At 62.7% G+C, this 17815-nt stretch carries 14 protein-coding genes; all 14 read left to right on the forward strand.

What is annotated here, in order from left to right:
* Window positions 1-32 precede the first annotated feature (32 nt).
* The 14 genes from CKF42_RS10855 (at window position 33) to CKF42_RS10920 (ending at window position 17788) form a co-directional block, all read left to right on the forward strand.
* Complete coding sequence (locus CKF42_RS10855) at window positions 33-1364, forward strand: FAD-binding oxidoreductase (protein WP_046102142.1); 1332 nt, start codon at window positions 33-35, stop codon at window positions 1362-1364.
* Between the two features lie 10 nt (window positions 1365-1374).
* Entirely contained in the window at window positions 1375-2217 is an 843-nt protein-coding gene (locus CKF42_RS10860; RefSeq protein ID WP_058958296.1) for a GNAT family N-acetyltransferase, read from the forward strand.
* On the forward strand, window positions 2217-3143 hold the full coding sequence (locus CKF42_RS10865; protein ID WP_046102140.1) for a glyoxylate/hydroxypyruvate reductase A: 927 nt from the start codon (window positions 2217-2219) through the stop codon (window positions 3141-3143). The genes CKF42_RS10860 and CKF42_RS10865 overlap by 1 nt, the downstream gene beginning before the upstream one ends.
* 1 nt (window position 3144) lies before the next feature.
* Entirely contained in the window at window positions 3145-4278 is a 1134-nt protein-coding gene (locus CKF42_RS10870; RefSeq protein WP_046102139.1) for a M20 aminoacylase family protein, read from the forward strand.
* Between the two features lie 113 nt (window positions 4279-4391).
* Complete coding sequence (gene gabT, locus CKF42_RS10875) at window positions 4392-5708, forward strand: 4-aminobutyrate--2-oxoglutarate transaminase (RefSeq protein ID WP_009089421.1); 1317 nt, start codon at window positions 4392-4394, stop codon at window positions 5706-5708.
* Window positions 5709-5916: 208 nt separating this feature from the next.
* Window positions 5917-6429 carry an Lrp/AsnC family transcriptional regulator gene (locus tag CKF42_RS10880; RefSeq protein ID WP_009089422.1) on the forward strand — a complete coding sequence of 171 codons (513 nt, stop codon included), beginning with the start codon at window positions 5917-5919 and terminating at the stop codon, window positions 6427-6429.
* A 293-nt stretch (window positions 6430-6722) separates the two neighbouring features.
* Window positions 6723-7169, forward strand: coding sequence for a GNAT family N-acetyltransferase (locus CKF42_RS10885; protein WP_111208175.1), 447 nt, complete (start codon window positions 6723-6725; stop codon window positions 7167-7169).
* Window positions 7170-7187: 18 nt separating this feature from the next.
* Window positions 7188-9233, forward strand: coding sequence for a hydantoinase/oxoprolinase family protein (locus tag CKF42_RS10890; protein ID WP_111208176.1), 2046 nt, complete (start codon window positions 7188-7190; stop codon window positions 9231-9233).
* Between the two features lies 1 nt (window position 9234).
* On the forward strand, window positions 9235-11193 hold the full coding sequence (locus CKF42_RS10895) for a hydantoinase B/oxoprolinase family protein (RefSeq protein WP_111208177.1): 1959 nt from the start codon (window positions 9235-9237) through the stop codon (window positions 11191-11193).
* Between the two features lie 62 nt (window positions 11194-11255).
* Window positions 11256-13043 (forward strand): thiamine pyrophosphate-requiring protein, encoded by a 1788-nt coding sequence (locus tag CKF42_RS10900; RefSeq protein ID WP_111208178.1) that lies wholly within the window; start codon window positions 11256-11258, stop codon window positions 13041-13043.
* 96 nt (window positions 13044-13139) lie between these two features.
* Entirely contained in the window at window positions 13140-13988 is an 849-nt protein-coding gene (locus tag CKF42_RS10905) for an oxidoreductase (protein ID WP_009089430.1), read from the forward strand.
* A gap of 383 nt (window positions 13989-14371) precedes the next feature.
* Window positions 14372-15808 carry an amidase gene (locus tag CKF42_RS10910; RefSeq protein ID WP_111208179.1) on the forward strand — a complete coding sequence of 479 codons (1437 nt, stop codon included), beginning with the start codon at window positions 14372-14374 and terminating at the stop codon, window positions 15806-15808.
* Entirely contained in the window at window positions 15805-17121 is a 1317-nt protein-coding gene (locus CKF42_RS10915; RefSeq protein ID WP_009089438.1) for a cytosine permease, read from the forward strand. The genes CKF42_RS10910 and CKF42_RS10915 overlap by 4 nt, the downstream gene beginning before the upstream one ends.
* Window positions 17102-17788, forward strand: coding sequence for a cysteine hydrolase family protein (locus CKF42_RS10920; protein ID WP_111208180.1), 687 nt, complete (start codon window positions 17102-17104; stop codon window positions 17786-17788). Before CKF42_RS10915 ends, CKF42_RS10920 begins: the two co-directional genes overlap by 20 nt.
* Window positions 17789-17815: the final 27 nt, after the last annotated feature.

Here is a 17815-nt window from a genome sequence, read left to right on the forward strand (position 1 = left end):
TCCTTTTCATTTACAACAGAGGTCGTTTTGTTATGCCTGCACCGATTCGTTATGTACAGGACAGTACGGACTTTCCCGACGCCGCCGATGTGGTGGTGATTGGCGCCGGTATTGCCGGGGCCGCCGCCACCTGGGAACTGGCGAAGCAGGGCGTTAAGGTTGTGCTGATCGAAAAAGGCCTGGTGGGGGCCGAGCAGTCGAGCCGCAACTGGGGCTGGTGTCGTCAGCAGAACCGCGATGAGCGGGAGCTGCCGCTGATCATCTATGCCCTGCAACGCTGGGGGGAGCTGAACGCGGAAACCGGCGAAGAGCTGGGATTCCGTCGCAGCGGGCTGGTTTACGCCACGCGGGAAGAGTCAGACATCGCCGCCTGGGATGCCTGGATCCAGATGGCTAAGGGGTATGGCGTCAACAGCTCGATTCTGACTGCTGAGCAGGCAAAAGCGATGACGCCCGGCAGTACCACCGCCTGGCGGGGCGGCCTCTCAGCGCCGACGGATGGCCATGCGGAACCCCGCCTGGCGGCGCCGGGCCTGGTGGCGGGCGCGATGAAAAAAGGTGCGCTGCTGTTTCAGCAGTGTGCGGTGCGCGGGCTGGATATCGCCGCGGGTCAGGTCAGCGGCGTCTGGACCGAACGCGGGCTGATCAAAACCAGCCGGGTGATCTGTGCCGCCGGGGCCTGGACATCCATGTTCTGCCGTCGTCACGGCATCGATCTGCCGCTGGGCAATGTCATCGGCACGGCCTTCCGCACGCAGCCGATAGAGCAGGCGATTGCGATGCCGCTCTATACGCCGGGCTTCGCCTGCCGCCCGCAGATGGACGGCAGTTATACCGTCTCGGTATCGGGGCGCGGACGGCTGGAGCCGGGTGCGCAGGGGCTGCGTTATGCCCGCCAGTTCTATCCGACATTTAAAAGCCGCCGCAAGAATCTTACCCTCAACCTTGGCCTGTCGCCCTTTTTCAAAGGCCCCGAAGCGATGGGGCGCTGGGCCTTTGATCGCCCGTCGCCATTTGAGCGGGTGCGCATTCTCGATCCGGCGGCAGACAGCCGAATCGTGGAAGAGGGGCTGGCCGCGATGCGCCGTGAATATCCGGCGCTGGCGAATCTCAGGCTGGCCCAGGCGTGGGGCGGCATGATCGACAGCACGCCGGACGCCATTCCGGTGATCTCCACCGTGGCGAAACTGCCGGGGCTGGTGCTCTCGGCGGGCTACAGCGCGCACGGTTTTGGCATCGGGCCGGGTGCCGGACGCCTGGCGGCCGATCTGGCGACCGGGGCCACCCCGATTGTCGACCCTGCCCCTTATCGCTACAGCCGTCTGGTTGACGGCAGCGGATTAGACACCCCAGGCATGATGTAAGGAGAACGCAATGAGCCTGACACTACGCGCAATGACGCCAGATGATATCGAACAGTGCTACCGCATGACGCAGGCGCTGAAGTGGCCCCACCGACGCGAAGACTGGCAGCTGGCGCTGCAGCTGGGCGAAGGCACGGTGATTGAAGAGCAGGGCAGAGTGATTGGCAGCGCCGTGCTCTGGCGCTGGGGCGAACACGCCGCCACGCTGGGACTGGTGATTGTGGATAATCAGCAGCAGGGGCGGGGCCTCGGCAAACAACTGATGCTGGCGCAGCTGGAAAAAGTCCCGGACGGCAACGTGCGGCTGCACGCCACCGAAATGGGCAAAGGGCTGTATGAAAAGCTCGGCTTTGTCAGCTGCGGCGAGATCCGCCAGCACCAGACCCGCGCACTGGCGTCACTGCCCGACGTGGTGATCCCGGCCGGGCTGCATCTGCGACCGGCGACACTGGCGGATCACGCCGCGCTGGTGAAGCTGGATCAGCAGGCGCACGGCATGCATCGTCCGGCGCTGTTCGACCATCTGCTGGGCGACTGTGAGACCCTGCTGTTACAGGACGATCAGCAGCAGATTCAGGGGTTCGCCAGCCTGCGCCGGTTTGGACACGGCTGGGCGATTGGGCCGGTGATCGCCGCGGAGCTGCCGGTGGCACAGGCGCTGGTGGCAACCCTGATGCAGCCACTGCAGGGCCAGTTTCTGCGTATTGATACCGATGCCAGCCTGCCGCTGGCCAGCTGGCTCAACACCCTCGGGCTGGATCAGGTGGATGCGCCGACCACGATGGTGCGGGGCACCCCCTGGACGCCGCAGGGGATGCAGGCCTTTGGCTTAATGACCCAGGCGATGGCCTGATGCATATCGTCTATAAATCGGAACCGGAGCGGGGACGGATCTGGCAGCGCTGGCTGGCGGAGCATGCCCCCGACATTCAGCTGCATATCTGGCCGGAGACCGGCGATCCGGCAGAGGTTGAGGCGCTGGTGGCCTGGCAGCCCCCCGCCGATATTCCGGCGCTGTTTCCCCGGCTGAAACTGCTGTTTTCTGTCGGCGCCGGCGCCGATCAGTTTGACTTCAGCGCGCTGCCGCCCGATCTGCCGGTCATCCGAATGATTGAGCCGGGCCTGACGCAGGGCATGGTGGAATATGTCACCTTCGCGGTGCTCGGGCTGCATCGTGACATGCCACGCTATCTTCATCAGCAACGCCAGCAGCAGTGGCAGCCGCATCAGGTGAAGCCTGCGGCTCAGCGGCGGGTGGGCGTGATGGGGCTGGGCGAACTCGGTCAGGCAGCGCTGCAGCAGCTGGTCGCACTGGGGTTTGACTGCGCTGGCTGGAGCCGCACACCGCGCCACGTGCCCGGCGTGCGCTGCTGGCACGGTGCCGGAGATCTGGCGGACTTTCTGGCGCACAGCGAGATTCTGGTCTGTCTGCTGCCGCTGACCGACACCACGCAGGGTCTGCTTAATCGCACCCTGTTTACGCAGATGCCGCAGGGTGCGGCACTGGTGCAGGCCGGGCGCGGTCAGCAGCTTAATCATGACGATCTGCTGCAGGCGCTGGCGAGCGGCCAGCTCCGCGCCGCCGTGATTGATGTCACCGACCCGGAGCCGTTACCGCCTGACCACCCCTTCTGGCACCATCCCGCCGTGTGGCTGACGCCGCACATCGCCAGCCAGACACAGAATGAGAGCGCCATTGCGGCGTTGCTGGAGAACCTGCGCCGTTATCAGCGTGGTGAGCCGCTGCACGGTCTGGTCGACCGCTCACGAGGATATTGAGATGGAACATTTAGTGGCACTGCGCCGCGAACTGCATGCGCACCCGGAACTCGGTTTTCAGGAGCACCGCACCAGCGACAGGGTGGCGAACTTTCTGCAACAGCTGGGAATTGAGGTGCATCGTGGCATCGGCCAGACCGGCGTGGTCGGCATCCTGAAAAAGGGTAACAGCGAGCGGATGATTGGCCTGCGCGCCGATATGGATGCCCTGCCGATGCAGGATCAGAGCGGCACCGCCTGGCAGAGCAGCGTGACGCAGGTCAGTCACGCCTGCGGCCACGACGGTCACACCGTGATGCTGCTGGGTGCTGCAGAAAAACTGGCGCGCGACGTCAGTTTTGACGGCACCGTCTGCTTCATCTTCCAGCCCGCCGAAGAGGGGCTGGCGGGTGCGAAGGCGATGATCGACGACGGGCTGTTCAGCCGCTTTCCCTGTGAGGCGGTCTACGCCATTCACAACTGGCCGGAACTGCCGCTGGGCCAGGTGCAGACCCGGCCCGGCCCGATCATGGCGGCGGCAGACCGCTTCGATATCCGGGTGCTGGGCGGGGGAGGCCATGCCGCTCAGCCCCACCTGACCCGCGATACCCTGCTGGCGACCAGCGAGCTGGTGGTTCAGCTGAATACCCTGGTCTCACGCGCGCTCGACCCCTGTGAAACGGCGCTGCTCACCGTGACCCGGATGGAGGGCGGCTTTTCCCACAACATGATCCCGGCAGAGGCGAACATCACCGGTACGGTGCGCACCTTCAGCCCGACGGCACAGGCGACGATTGAAGCGCGGCTGCGTCAGATGGCGGAACATGTCACCGCCGCGCACGGCCTGCATGCTGAGGTGCGCTATCTGCGCTACTACCCGGCAACCCTGAACAGCCCGGATGAGGCGCAGTTCTGCCTGCACGCGCTGAAACAGGCGGGCATCGCCGCTGAGATCGCGCCGCAGCCCGCGCTCACCTCCGAAGATTTCGCCTTTATGCTGCAGGCGCGGCCCGGTGCCTATCTCTGGCTGGGGTCTGCGCCCTGCAGGCCGTTACATCACGCCGCCTACGACTTTAACGATGCGCTGATCCCGCATGGCGTTAACGTGTTTGTCACCCTGATTCGTCAGGCGCTGGCAGAGAAATTTCCCTGCTGAAAGCAGCGGGATTTTGACAGGAAATGCCGCTGCCTGCGGAATTACGGCAGCGTCGGAAACCAACAGGTTGCGATACTTGAGCCAACCGAACGTTACGTGGATGAGGGTTTAAAATGCAGAATGTCATGGCAGAGCAGCAAGCATACTCCGATAACAACCTGTTACTGGATGCACGTGAGCAGAACGTGCCGCGTGGCGTCGTCACCGCGCATCCGCTGGTGATCGAGCGCGCCAGAGGCAGTGAAGTATGGGACGTGGAGGGCAATCGCTATCTCGACTTTGTCGGCGGCATCGGCGTGCTCAATGTCGGTCACAATCACCCGGCGGTGGTCAACGCCGTGACCCGCCAGCTCGGTCTGGTCTCGCACGCCTGTTTTCAGGTGGTGGCTTATCCGGGCTACATCGCGTTAGCGGAGCGGCTGAACCGGCTGGTAGGCGGAGACGAAGCCTACAAGAGCGTCTTTTTCACCAGCGGCGCCGAAGCGGTAGAAAACGCGGTGAAGATTGCCCGCGCCCACACGCAGCGCCCCGGCATCATCGCTTTTGACGGTGCATTTCATGGCCGCACGCTGCTGGGTGTCACCCTGACCGGCATGTCCGCCCCTTATAAACAGAACTTTGGCCCGTTCCCTGGCGAGATTTACCGGCTGCCTTTCCCCAATCCGCTGCATGGCATTACGGAGGCGGATTGCCTCAAGGCGCTGGAGCAGCTGTTCGCAGTGCAGATCCTGCCTGAGCGGGTGGCAGCGATCATTATCGAGCCGGTGCAGGGCGACGGGGGCTTCCTGCCTGCAGGCCCGGCCTTTATGCAGGCGCTGCGCCGCATTACCAGCCAGCACGGCATTCTGCTGATTTGTGATGAAGTGCAGTCCGGCTTCGGACGAACCGGCACCATGTTCGCGTTCCAGCAGCTGGGCATTAAACCGGATTTGATCACGCTGGCGAAAAGCCTGGGCGGCGGCCTGCCGATTTCCGGTGTGGTGGGACGGGCGGAGATCATGGACGCGCCAGCGCCGGGCGGACTGGGCGGCACCTACGGCGGCAATGCGCTGGGGTGTGCGGCGGCGCTGGCGGTGCTGGATCTGTTTGAGCAGGAGAACCTGCTACAGCGTTCCTGCCAGCTCGGTGAACAGCTCAATGCCCGGCTGCGGCAGCTGGCGGATAAATATGCCTGCATCGGTGATGTGCGCGGCGTGGGCTTTATGCAGGCGGTGGAAATCCTCGATTTCGAAACCGGCCGCCCGGATGCGGCCCTGACGCAGAAGATCCTCGACAGCGCCTGTCAGGAAGGACTGCTGCTGATCAAGTGTGGTCTGCACCGTAATACTATCCGTTTCCTGGCCCCGCTGGTGACGACCGACTCCCAGCTGGAAGAGGCGCTGCATATCTTCGATATTGCGCTGGCGCGTGCCACAGGCCGTCTGGGTTAAACTGCGATTCCTCATTGATTTTATTGAAGTAATTTAAAAACCTCCTGCTGGTATAACCACTGCGAAGCGCTGGCGCATTTACCGTAAAGCGTGATATATCTTCCGGAGGTTCTGAACATTTGCTTAAGCGCCTGGCCCGTCAGGCCAGGTTATTGCCAGCCTGCAATACTGACGCCTGATGGGCCAGGCTCTGACAATGAGGGGTGCTATGAACGGCTTAATGAAACTCGACCGCATCGACATCAACATTCTGGTGCAACTCCAGAAAGATGGCCGTATCAGCAACGTTAACCTCGCCGACGCAGTAGGCCTTTCCCCCAGCCCCTGTCTGCAACGGGTCAAACGTCTGGAACAGGCTGGTTTTATTACCGGTTATGAAGCCCACATCAATCTCACCCGCATTACCGATTCTGTGACGGTCTTTACCGAAGTCACGCTGTCGGGCCATCGCCGCGAAGATTTTATGAAGTTTGAAACGGCGATGCGCAGTGTCGATGAGCTGATGGAGTGCCATCTGATCACCGGCGGCTACGACTATCTGCTGCGCTTTATTACCCGCAGCATTGAACATTACCAGGAAGTGATTGAGAAAATGCTGGATGCGCAGATCGGCATCGACAAATATTTCAGTTATATCGTGATCAAATCGCCCATCATGAAAAGCAGCGTGCCGTTGCGTTCACTTATCGACAAGCAGAACTCTGTCGAACTCGGGGCGTAGTGACCAGAGCCGGGGGCCGATCCTCTGCGCTTTTCACGGCAGAGGGTCACTACCGGCATTCACCGCACCCGGCGCAGACCGCGCTCCGGGAGCTGTGCAGACCTGCACGCTTTACCCGGATTTTTCCCTTACCCGCCCGTTCACTCTGCATCATGCATCGGCCTGACTCCCCTCAGCATAAAATTTCTTCCCGGCGCAAAATTCAGTCGCTGCATCCGGTTTCAGGGCGCGCTTCAGCCTCAGCCGATCAGCGAACCCCCTTAGACTGTTTTTAACCGTTATCAGGAGTTGTTATGAGCTCATTACTGATTGCTGACCAGCAGTGGCAGCGCGATGCGTTCACCGTCTCCACCGACCGTCAGCGGCTCGACCTGGCGTGGATTCACCACCAGCTGGCGGAGAAGTCCTACTGGGCACAGGGTCAGCCGCGCGAGAAAACCCTGCGGGCGATCGCCGGTTCGCTGCCGTTTGGCCTCTATCACCAGCAGGCGCAGATTGGCTTCGCCCGTCTTATCACCGATTACACCCGCTTGGGCTGGCTGTGCGACGTCATCATTGACGAAAACTGGCGTGGACACGGACTGGGCAGCTGGCTGGCGACCTGCGTCCGTGATCATCCGGAGCTGCAAACGGTGCATCGCTGGATGCTGTCGACCCAGGATGCGCATCAGGTCTACCAGCGTCTCGGCTGGCGTGTGGTGCAACACCCCGGGACGCTGATGGAATTTCCCCCTCCCTGACTCAGGAGTTAACCCGAGATGCGATACCGCGTAGGCGTGGATATTGGCGGATCCTTTACCGATTTTGCCGTGCTCGATCAGCAAACGAACCAGATTCATACCCTGAAAGTCCTGTCGCGCCCGGATCAGCCCGGCAGTGAAATCACCACCGGGCTGGCGCAGTTTCAGCAGCGTCAGGGGATCGACCCCGCGGAGATTGGCTACTTTACCCACGGCACCACGGTCGGCATCAACGCGGTGATCCAGCGGCGCGGCGTGCGGCTGGCGCTGTTCGCCACCGAGGGCTTCTGCGATGTGCTGGAGCTGGCCCGGCTGAAAATTCCCCATATCCATGACCTCTTTTCGCGGCGTCCTGCACCGCTGATCTCGCGCGACCGGGTTTTTGCCATCCGTGAACGCATGGACGCGCAGGGCAGGGTACTCCAGCCGGTGGACCGCCAGAGCGTACTCGACGCTATCGCGCAGGCGCGCGCTGCGGGCTGCCAGGGCATCGTGGTCTCCCTGCTGCACAGCTATCGCAACCGGCACAATGAAGCAGCCGTGAAAGCGATTATCAATGAGGAGGCACCCGAGCTGCTGACCTCCTGTTCTGCCGACATCTGGCCCATTATCCGCGAATATGAACGCACCATTACCGCGACCATCAACGCCTACGTGCAGCCGATGGTGATCCACTACCTTGAATCCTTTGAGCAGGCGCTACAGCGGCTCGGCGTGCAGCCGCCGCCGCGCATCACCAAATCGAACGGTGGCGTCATGGGCGTCGACCAGGCGAAACGTGAATGTGTGCAGATGGTTCTCTCCGGCACCGCATCCGGGGTCATCGGGGCCAGCTATCTCGCCAGCGCCTGTGGGTTCGGCAACATTCTCAGCCTCGATATCGGCGGCACCAGTGCAGACGTGGCGGTGATCATCGACGGCAACGTGGCGCAGGGCAACGGTGAAATCATCGGGGATTTCCCGATCTACATTCCCTCCGTGGCCGTTACCTCGGTGGGTCAGGGCGGCGGCTCGCTGGCGTGGATTGACGGGCAGGGCGTGCTGCAGATGGGCCCGGACAGTGCCGGATCGCTGCCGGGCCCGGTCTGCTTCGGGCGCGGCGGCACGCAGCCGACCGCCACCGACGCCTTTGCCGCCTGCGGCATGATGGGGCACGGCGCGCTGGGCTACAACGCTGTCGCCGTCGATGTCGCGGCTGCCTGTACCGCCTGGCAGCCGCTGGCCGATGCCCTCGGTCTGACGGTTCAGGAGACCGCGCAAAACGCCATTGAGCTGGCCATCTCCGGTATGTACAGCGACACCAGCGGCCTGCTGTCACGGTTCGGCCTCGATCCGCGGGAATTCTGGTTCCTCGCCTTTGGCGGTGCCGGGCCGATGATGGGCTGTTTCCTGGCCCGTGAACTCAACCTGAAAGGGGTGATTGTGCCGCCGACGCCCGGGGTGCTGTCGGCGCTGGGCGGGCTGGTGGCTGACATCCGTAATGACTTTATCCGCACCCTCTACAGCGATCTGACTCCCGCCCTTGCCGACACCCTGGCCACGGAAGCGCAGGCATTGCAGCAGCGCGCCTGCGACTGGCTGGCTGAGGAGCACGGCAGCGCGATGCCTTACAGCCTGCAGTTCAGCGCCGATATGCGCTATCAGGGGCAGTCGTTTGAGATCGACGTGCCGCTGGAGCCAGGCTGGCTGACGCAGGCCGATTTTACGGCGCTGCATGACGCTTTCGATCGCCAGCATCAGCAGCTGTTTGGTCACTGTGATCCGCAGGCCCCGGTGCAGCTGATTAACCTGCGGCTGGTGATCACCTCACCGACGCAGAAACCGGTTATTGCCCCGCTGGCCACGGCGACGGAACCGGTGCCGGTGCTGAAGCAGACGGAAGCGTGGATTGACGGGGCCTGGCATCAGGTTGATCTGGTGCTGCGGTCCGGGCTGCGCGCCGGCCATCAGCTCAGCGGCCCGGCCATCATTGCTCAGGATGACTGCACCACCTGTGTGCCGCCCGGCATGGGCGTCACGGTCGACACTTTTGGCAACCTGCTGATTACGGCGAACGAGGCATAACATGGCGATTGACGGACGTAACTTACAGATCCTGGCGAACTACTGCGCTGCCGCCGCCGATGCGATGGCCTTTACGCTGATGCGCACTGCGCACTCCACCTTCGTTAAGGAGACGGAAGATTTCTCCTGCCAGATTGTCAGCCGCAGCGGGCTGGCGTTTGCCTCACCCCGCAGTTTTGGTGCGCCCTGGTACAGCGGCATCGACTATGCGCCGGTGCTGGCGCTGATAGAGGAGTATGCCGAGGGGGACATCTGCATCACCAACGACGCCTACGCCGGAAACGTCGCGACCCACTCCCCCGACATCCACATCTGGAAACCGGTGTTCCACCAGGGCGAGATTGTCTGTTTCGTGGTGGGACATATTCACAACACCGATGTCGGCGGGGCCGTGCCCGCCTCGCTGTCGCGTTCGCTGATCGACATTGTGCAGGAGGGGATTCGCATCCCGCCGCTGAAGATCATGCGACAGGGTCAGCTCAACGAAGAGGTCGCCAGCATCATGCGGCTCAACGTGCGGGTGCCGGACCAGAACTGGGGTGACTTCAAGGCACAGCTGGCCTCGGTCAACGTGGGCGAGCGGAAAATTCACGACATTATTGCCCGCTTTGGCATCGACGATTTCCTGCAGGGCATTGAAGGCATTCTGGATTACGCCGAGGCGCAGGCGCGCACGATCATCGCGACCATTCCCGACGGTGAATACTTTTATGCCGACTACGCCGATGAGGATGGCGAGGGGGGCTATCCCTGCCGCATCGCCGTCACGCTGCGGGTGCAGGGCGATCGGCTTGAGCTGGATTACACCGGCAGCGACCCGCAGCTGGCCTCGTCGCTGAACATGCCCACGGGCGGACGGGAGCGACATCCGCTGGCGCTGGTCGGCGTCACCTATGTGCTCTCCACGCTGGATCGCTCCCTGTTGCTTAACGCGGGCACACTGCGGCCTACGCGCGCCATTCTGCCGCCAGGCACGGTCATGAACTGCGAGGCGCCCGCTGCGGTAGGCATGCGTTCGCTGACCTGTGCGCTGTCTCAGATTGCCACCGTCGGCGTCTTCTCACTGGCGATGCCCGACCGTCTGCCCGCCAACTCGCCCGGTGGCAACTCGATCATGAATATCCGCACCCAGACGCACAACCGCAGCGTGGTGGCCTCGCTGGGCCCGGTGGGCGGCGGTGCAGGCGGCACCCCGCGTCACGATGGCCCTGACGGCTCCGGCGGTCTTTCCGCCTTCCTGAAAAACACCCCGATTGAGATTAACGAGGCAGAAGTGCCGATCCGTTTTCACCGCTACGGCCTGGCGCAGGACAGTGCCGGGGCGGGTCACTATCGCGGCGGCCTGGCGACAGAGATGGCGTTCGAGATCTTCTCGCCCAACACCACGATTACCGCGCGCAACCGCAACCGCTCGGTCTTCGCCTCGGCGGGGGTGGTGGGCGGACAGAGCGGGGCGCTCTCCCACTTCCAGACCCGGCGCAACGGCGAGGTCATCCGGCATGGCAACACCGATGTGATCCACTGCCAGCCGGGGGACGTGGTCGAAGTCCGCGGGCCGGGTGCCGGGGGCTACGGGTTGCCGTCACAGCGCGATGCGGAGGCGGTCCTGCAGGATGTGCGCTGCGGTTACCTCAGCCTCGACGCCGCCAGGGCGCAGTATGGCGTGGTGGTGGTGAATAACCGCGTGGATCGGGTCGCGACTGAGCAACTGCGTGCTGCCATGCCGCAACGGGTCACGCACCATTTTGAGCATGGCGAGGCGCGTCAGCGCTTTGAAAAACTCTGGACACCGCAGCGCTATCAGTCACTGACCACCTTTCTTGCCGCCGCGCCGGTCAGCTGGCGTCACTTCCTGAAAACCCAGGTTTTCCGGGCGGTCGCAGAGGCAGGCGAAACGGCGGACATGGCGCAGATATTCAGTGATTTGCGTCAGCGCTACCCGGCTATGGCGAACAATTAACGGCGATGGCGCATCGTCGACTACGCTTTAAGTCTGCATGGACTACAAGGGGAACCGCGACGATGAGCATGAAAACCAGTGATTTTTTTGTCCAGCGCCTGAAAGAGTGGGGTGTGAGCCGCATTTACGGCTATCCGGGGGACGGGATTAATGGCGTGCTGGGGGCCATCCAACGCGCGAACGCCAAAGGGGACGGCATCGAATTTATTCAGGTGCGGCACGAAGAGATGGCCGCCTTTATGGCGGCCGGTCACGCGAAATTCACCGGTGAGCTGGGTGTCTGCCTCTCAACCGGCGGGCCGGGTGCGACCCATCTGCTGACCGGGCTCTATGACGCAAAAATGGACCATGCGCCGGTGCTGGCGATTGCCGGACAGGCGGAAGCGACCGCGCGCGGGGCCAGTTATCAGCAGGAGATGAACCTGGACCGCATCTTCTCGGATGTGGCGAACTTCGTTCAGGAAGCCGCCACCCCGGCGCAGGTGCGTCACCTGCTTGATCGTGGCGTGCGGATTGCCAAAGCGCAGAATGGCGTGGCGGTGGTGATCCTGCCGAAAGACATTCAGGATGAAGCCTGGCAGCCGCCGCAGCACCTGCACGGCTTCACCCACTCCGGCAGTGGCTATCAGCGGCCGAAAGTGATCCCCTATGAGGAGGATCTGCAACGCGCCGCTGAGGTGCTCAACGCCGGTAAAAAAGTGGCGATTCTGATCGGGGCAGGCGCACGCAATGCCGCTGTCGAGGTGGTGCAGGTCGCCAATGTGCTGGGGGCCGGTGTGGCAAAAGCGCTGCTGGGCAAAGATGTGCTGCCGGACGATGCGCCCTTTGTGACCGGCTCGATTGGCCTGCTCGGCACCAAACCCTCATCCGATTTAATGCAGAACTGCGACACCCTGCTGATGATCGGCAGCGGCTTCCCCTGGACCGAATTTCTGCCGGAGGAGGGCAAGGCGCGAGCGGTGCAGATCGATATCGATCCCGCCATGCTCGGCCTGCGCTACCCCAGCGAAGTGAATCTGCACGGCGATGCGGCAGAAACCCTGCGCGCGCTGTTGCTGCTGCTGGAGCACAAAGAGGATCGCAGCTGGCAGGAAGGGATTGCGGTTCAGGTGCGTGACTGGTGGACGCTGATGGAGGAGCGCGCGATGGCACCGGCGAACCCGGTCAATCCGCAGCGGGTGGTGTGGGAGATGTCCCCGCAGCTGCCGGACAACGCCATTGTCACCTCTGACTCCGGTTCCTGTGCCAACTGGTTTGCCCGCGACTATCGCGTCAAACAGGGGCAGCGGGCCTCGCTCTCCGGCGGGCTGGCCTGCATGGGCGCGGCGGTGCCTTACGCCATTGCAGCGAAATTTGCGCACCCGGATAAACCGGTGGTGGCGCTGGTGGGTGACGGCGCCATGCAGATGAACAACATGGCTGAACTGATCACCATCCAGAAATACTGGCAGCAGTGGGCAGATCCGCGCCTGATCGTCTGCGTGTTTAACAACGAAGATCTCAATCAGGTGACCTGGGAGCAGCGGGTGATGGAGGGCAACCCCCGATTTGACGCCTCGCAGCAGGTGCCGGACGTGAAGTACGCGGAATTTGCCCGCTCGCTGGGCATGGTCGGTATTTTCGTGGATAACCCTGACGACCTCGCGGGGGCCTGGCAGCAGGCGCTCAGCGCCGATCGCCCGGTCCTGCTTGAGGTGAAAACCGATCCGGAAGTGGCGCCGCTACCGCCGCATATCACCTTTAAACAGGCAAAAGCCTTTATGGCCTCCATGGCGAAGGGCGATCGCGGCGCAGCGCAGATCATCAGCGACACCGCCAGCCAGCTTTTTCATAAAAGCACGAAGGGCTAAGCCAGGCGATGGCGCCTCGCTAGCCTTATCTGTCTCTCCCCGGATACGTTCGTATCCGGGTCTTATCGCTTCATCAAACGCAACAGGAGTCCTACTATGGCGGCTCAATCAGGCCCAGTCTGGTTTATATCAGGATGTTCGACCGGTTTTGGTCGGGAACTGGCGCAGCAGACTATCGCGCGAGGTTTTAACGTGGTGGTGACGGCCCGGAACCTGTCGGCCGTGGCCGATCTGGTGGAAGGTCATGATAATGCGCTGGCGGTCGCGCTGGATGTCACGCAGCAGGCGAGTATCGATCAGGCGGTGCAGGCGGCCATCGGTGCGTTCGGAACGATTGACGTGCTGGTGAACAACGCCGGTTACGGCTATCAGAGTTCGATTGAAGAGGGGGTGGAGAGCGAAATCCGCGCCCAGTTTGACGCTAACGTCTTCGGTCTGTTTGCCCTGACGCGCGCCGTGCTGCCCGCGATGCGCCAGGCGCGCAGGGGGCACGTTATCAACATTACCTCGGTGGCCGGATTGATCGGCTTTGCCAGCTCAGGCTATTACGCCGCCAGCAAACATGCGGTGGAGGGCTGGTCCGATGCGCTGGCCCAGGAGGCCGGGCCGCTGGGCATTCATGTTACCTGCGTCGAGCCAGGCCCGTTCCGCACCGACTGGGCCGGACGCTCGCTGCATCAGACGCCAAGCACGCTGCCGGACTATGCAGAGACCGCCGCCGCGCGAATGAAAGCCACCGCCGACTACAGCGGCACGCAGAAGGGCGATCCGGCACGCGCCGCCGCAGCGATGATCGCAATTACTGAACATGATCATCCGCCCCGGCATCTGGTGATGGGAGCCTGGGGCCATGACGCCGTGACCAGCAAACTCAAAGAGCGGCTGGCGGAGATTGAGGCGTGGAAACAGACATCGGTGGAGACCGATTTTCCGGAATCGCAGTGAGTTGCAGGTGGCATGAAGCCGCTGCGGTTAAACCAGAAGCGATTTAAAAACAGGAAAGGCCCGTATATGGGCCTTTAAGCGCTAATCGGGGATGTTAGCTTCCTGCCTTTCGCGTGCGTTCAGTTCTTCTAGCTTACCAGGCACGCCAGACCCTCAAACACCTCTCTGCCAGACCATTCACCAGTCACGCCCCCTTATCGCGCAGACCTGCGCCATCATCGTGCTGAAAAAATAAACAGGCAAGCCCGTCCGCCACCATAAGAATTCGATCTTGTATCCCAGGCCGTATTCCATCTGGCATCCCTGCTTCAGAGCGCCCGGCCTGGTGTCAGCTGGCACGGTTCATGCACTACCTGACGGGTACAATTCTGGCGAGGTAATCCATGTTTGACTCCTTATTAGACGAAGATGCCACCACGATGGCCGCACTTATCCGCAGCGGGGAGGTGTCAGCCTGCGAGCTGACCGGGGCCGCACTGGAGCGACTGGCGGAACGGGAACCGGCAATACAGGCCTTTTGTACCCCCACACCCGAACTGGCGATGGCGCAGGCCAGGGCGCTGGATGCCCGTCGCGCTCGCGGAGAGACGCTGGGCGCGCTGGCAGGGGTGCCGCTGGCGGTGAAGGATTTGATCTGCACGGCCAGTGTCAGAACCACCTCCGGTTCGGCGGCTTACCGGGATTTCGTGCCGGAAGAGGATGACATCACGGTGGAACGCCTGCTGGCCGCCGATGCCATTCTGCTGGGTAAAACCACCGCACCGGAGTTTGGCTACAGCGCGGTCGGGCACAATCCGCTGTTTCCGTCGCCGCGTAATCCCTGGAATACTGAGATGACGCCCGGCGGCTCCAGTGCCGGCTCCGGTGCGGCCGTTGCGGCGCGGCTCTGCCCGATTGCGCTGGGCAGTGATGGGGGCGGATCGGTTCGCATTCCGGCGGCGCACTGCGGCATCTTTGGTTTCAAGGCGTCGATGGGGCGGGTGCCGCTCTGGCCCGGCTGCCGCGATGAACGCTATCCCGGCGTGTCGAGCTGGGAGTCGCTGGAGCACATCGGCCCGATGACGCGCACCGTGCGCGATGCCGCCCTGATGATGTCACTGATGGCGGGCCCGGACATGCGGGATCGTCACTCCATCCCCTGCAGCGACGTTGACTGGCTGGGCGCGCTCCGGCAGCCAGCCAGCAAACTGCGCATCGCGTTCAGCGCAGACCTGGGTTATGTCGCGGTGGACCCGGAAGTGCGGGCGGTGGTCAGTGCGGCCGTGCAGCGCTTTGCCGCTGAAACCGGCGCGGAACTGGAGTTGGCCGATCCTGGCTTCAGCGATCCGGCCGCCGCTTTCGGTGCGCTGGTGGCGATGGAGAGCGATCTTACCGGCATGCGTCAGATGATGGCGGAGCAGGGCAGCGCCATGTCACCCCATCTGATCGCCATGCTGCAGCGTGAGTGGCGGGCGGAAAACTTCACTGACGCCATCGCGGTGCGCAAAGCGGTCAGCAACAGCCTGTGGCGCTTTATGCAGCATTACGACCTGCTGATCACTCCGACGCTGGCAGTGCCGCCGTTTCCGCTGGGAAGCCAGGGGCCGGAAATCATTGCGGGGCGCATGGTCCGCAGCGATCACTGGCTCTCATTCTGCTATCCGTTCAACTTCACTGGTCAGCCCGCGGCGTCGGTGCCCGCCGGTTTTACCGCCCGCGGCCTGCCCGTGGGTCTCCAGATTGTCGGACGGCATCTTGATGATGCCTTAGTGCTGGCTGCCAGTGCCGCTTTCGAGCGCATTCAGCCGTGGAATCACCTTCAACCGGGAATCACACAATGAAAACATCGTCTTCACCTGCGCTGGAGCAGGAGTTTGAACACCAGCCGGTGCCAGTGTCGCATCGTCACTCCACCCGCTCGGTCTCGGCAGTCTGGTTCGGTTTTCCGATGATCCTCACCAATGCGTTATTTGGCGGCATCATCACCTGGCATCTGGGCTTCTGGCCTGCACTGATCGCCATTCTGCTGGGAAATCTGGTGCTGTTCGCCTATGTCGGTGCGCTGAGCTGGTTCGCCGGCAACAGCGGCATGAATTTCGCCCTGCAGGCCCGGCGCACCTTTGGCAGCAAAGGTTATATCCTGGTCTCCGGTTTTCTCTCGACGGTGGTGATCGGCTGGTATGCCTTTCAGACCGGCCTCACCGGCACGGTAATTAATCAGACCTTTGGCTGGAACGCGCTGGCGGTGACGGCCTTTGCCATGCTGCTCTACACCGGCATTACCTTTCTGGGCGTGCGGGCGCTGTCGGTGCTGGGGATGATCGCCGCGCCGCTGTTTGTGGTGCTCGGCATCGTGGCGCTGTGGCTGATAGGGCGGGATCATGATTTCGCCGTCGTCACGCAGTGGCAGGGCAGCGCCAGCGCGGCGGGTGCCATGAGTATGGGCACCGCGGTCACGATGGTGGTCGCCGGTTTCGCCGACTCCGGCACCATGACCGCGGACTTTACCCGCTGGTCGAAGAATGGCCGCTCGGCGGTGATCGCGGCTTTTTCCGCTTTCCCGGTTGCCAACGTGATCTCCTACCTGTTCGGCGTGGTGATTGTGGCGGTGGGCGCGGCGGTTGACCCGCTGACCAACGGCGGAAACTTCCTGCCGATGCTGATGGGCCACAGCGCGTTTCTCTCGGTGGTCGCCTGTCTGTTTGTCTTCATTAACCTCGGATCGGTCTGCACACACTGTCTTTACAACGGCGCGGTGGGATTCAGTCATCTCTTCAGCAGCAAAATGCGGCTCTGGACGCTGATTCTGGGTGGCATCGGCGGCGTGCTGGCACTGGCGGGAGTCTGGTCTTACTTCCTGGAGTGGCTCAGCCTGCTGGGCATCGTGGTGCCGCCGTTTGGCGCGGTGATGATCGTGGATTTGATCTTCATGGCGCGCATCAGCGAACAGCGTCCGGCACAGCGTTTTCGCGGTACCGCGTTCGCCGCCTGGGCGATTGGCAGCCTCTGTGCGGTGATCGCTCATGTGGCCTTTCCGCAGTTCGGTGAAGCCGTCATTGGCCTGGTCACGGCCGCCCTCAGTTACAGCCTGATTAGCAAACTGCGCATGCCGCGCCCGGAAATGGAGAACAGTCATGCCCGACTACAGCGTTAATTCCACCCCCTACGCCTGGCCGTTCGATGGCCATTTTACCCCGGCTGACACTGCCCTGATCATCATTGATATGCAGACCGACTTCTGCGGCGTGGGTGGCTATGTCGATAGCATGGGCTATGACGTCAGCCTGACCCGTGCGCCCATCGCCCCGCTGCAGCAGGTGCTGGCCGCGATGCGTGCGCGGCAGTTTCCGGTTATTCATACCCGCGAAGGGCACCGGCCCGATCTCAGTGACCTGCCAGCCAATAAGCGCTGGCGGTCGCGGCGGATGAATGCCGGGATTGGCGATGTGGGGCCGTGTGGCCGCATTCTGGTGCGGGGTGAACCGGGCTGGGAGATTATCCCGGAGCTGGCGCCGCTGCCGGACGAAGTGGTGGTGGATAAGCCGGGCAAAGGCTCGTTTTACGCCACCGATCTGGAGCTGATTCTGCGCAGCCGCGGCATCCGCAATCTGATCCTGACCGGCATCACGACGGATGTCTGCGTTCACACCACGCTGCGCGAAGCCAACGATCGCGGCTTTGAGTGTCTGGTGCTCTCCGACTGCTGCGCGGCAACTGAACGGCGTCACCACGAGGCGGCGCTGAGCATGATCCATATGCAGGGCGGCATTTTCGGCGCGGTCGCCTCGTCTGCGGCGCTGCTGGACAGCCTGGGCGCTTAGCGATCTGACTCTGATACGGATAGCCCG

The organism is Pantoea sp. ARC270, assembly GCF_003236725.1.
GTDB lineage: Bacteria > Pseudomonadota > Gammaproteobacteria > Enterobacterales > Enterobacteriaceae > Pantoea > Pantoea anthophila.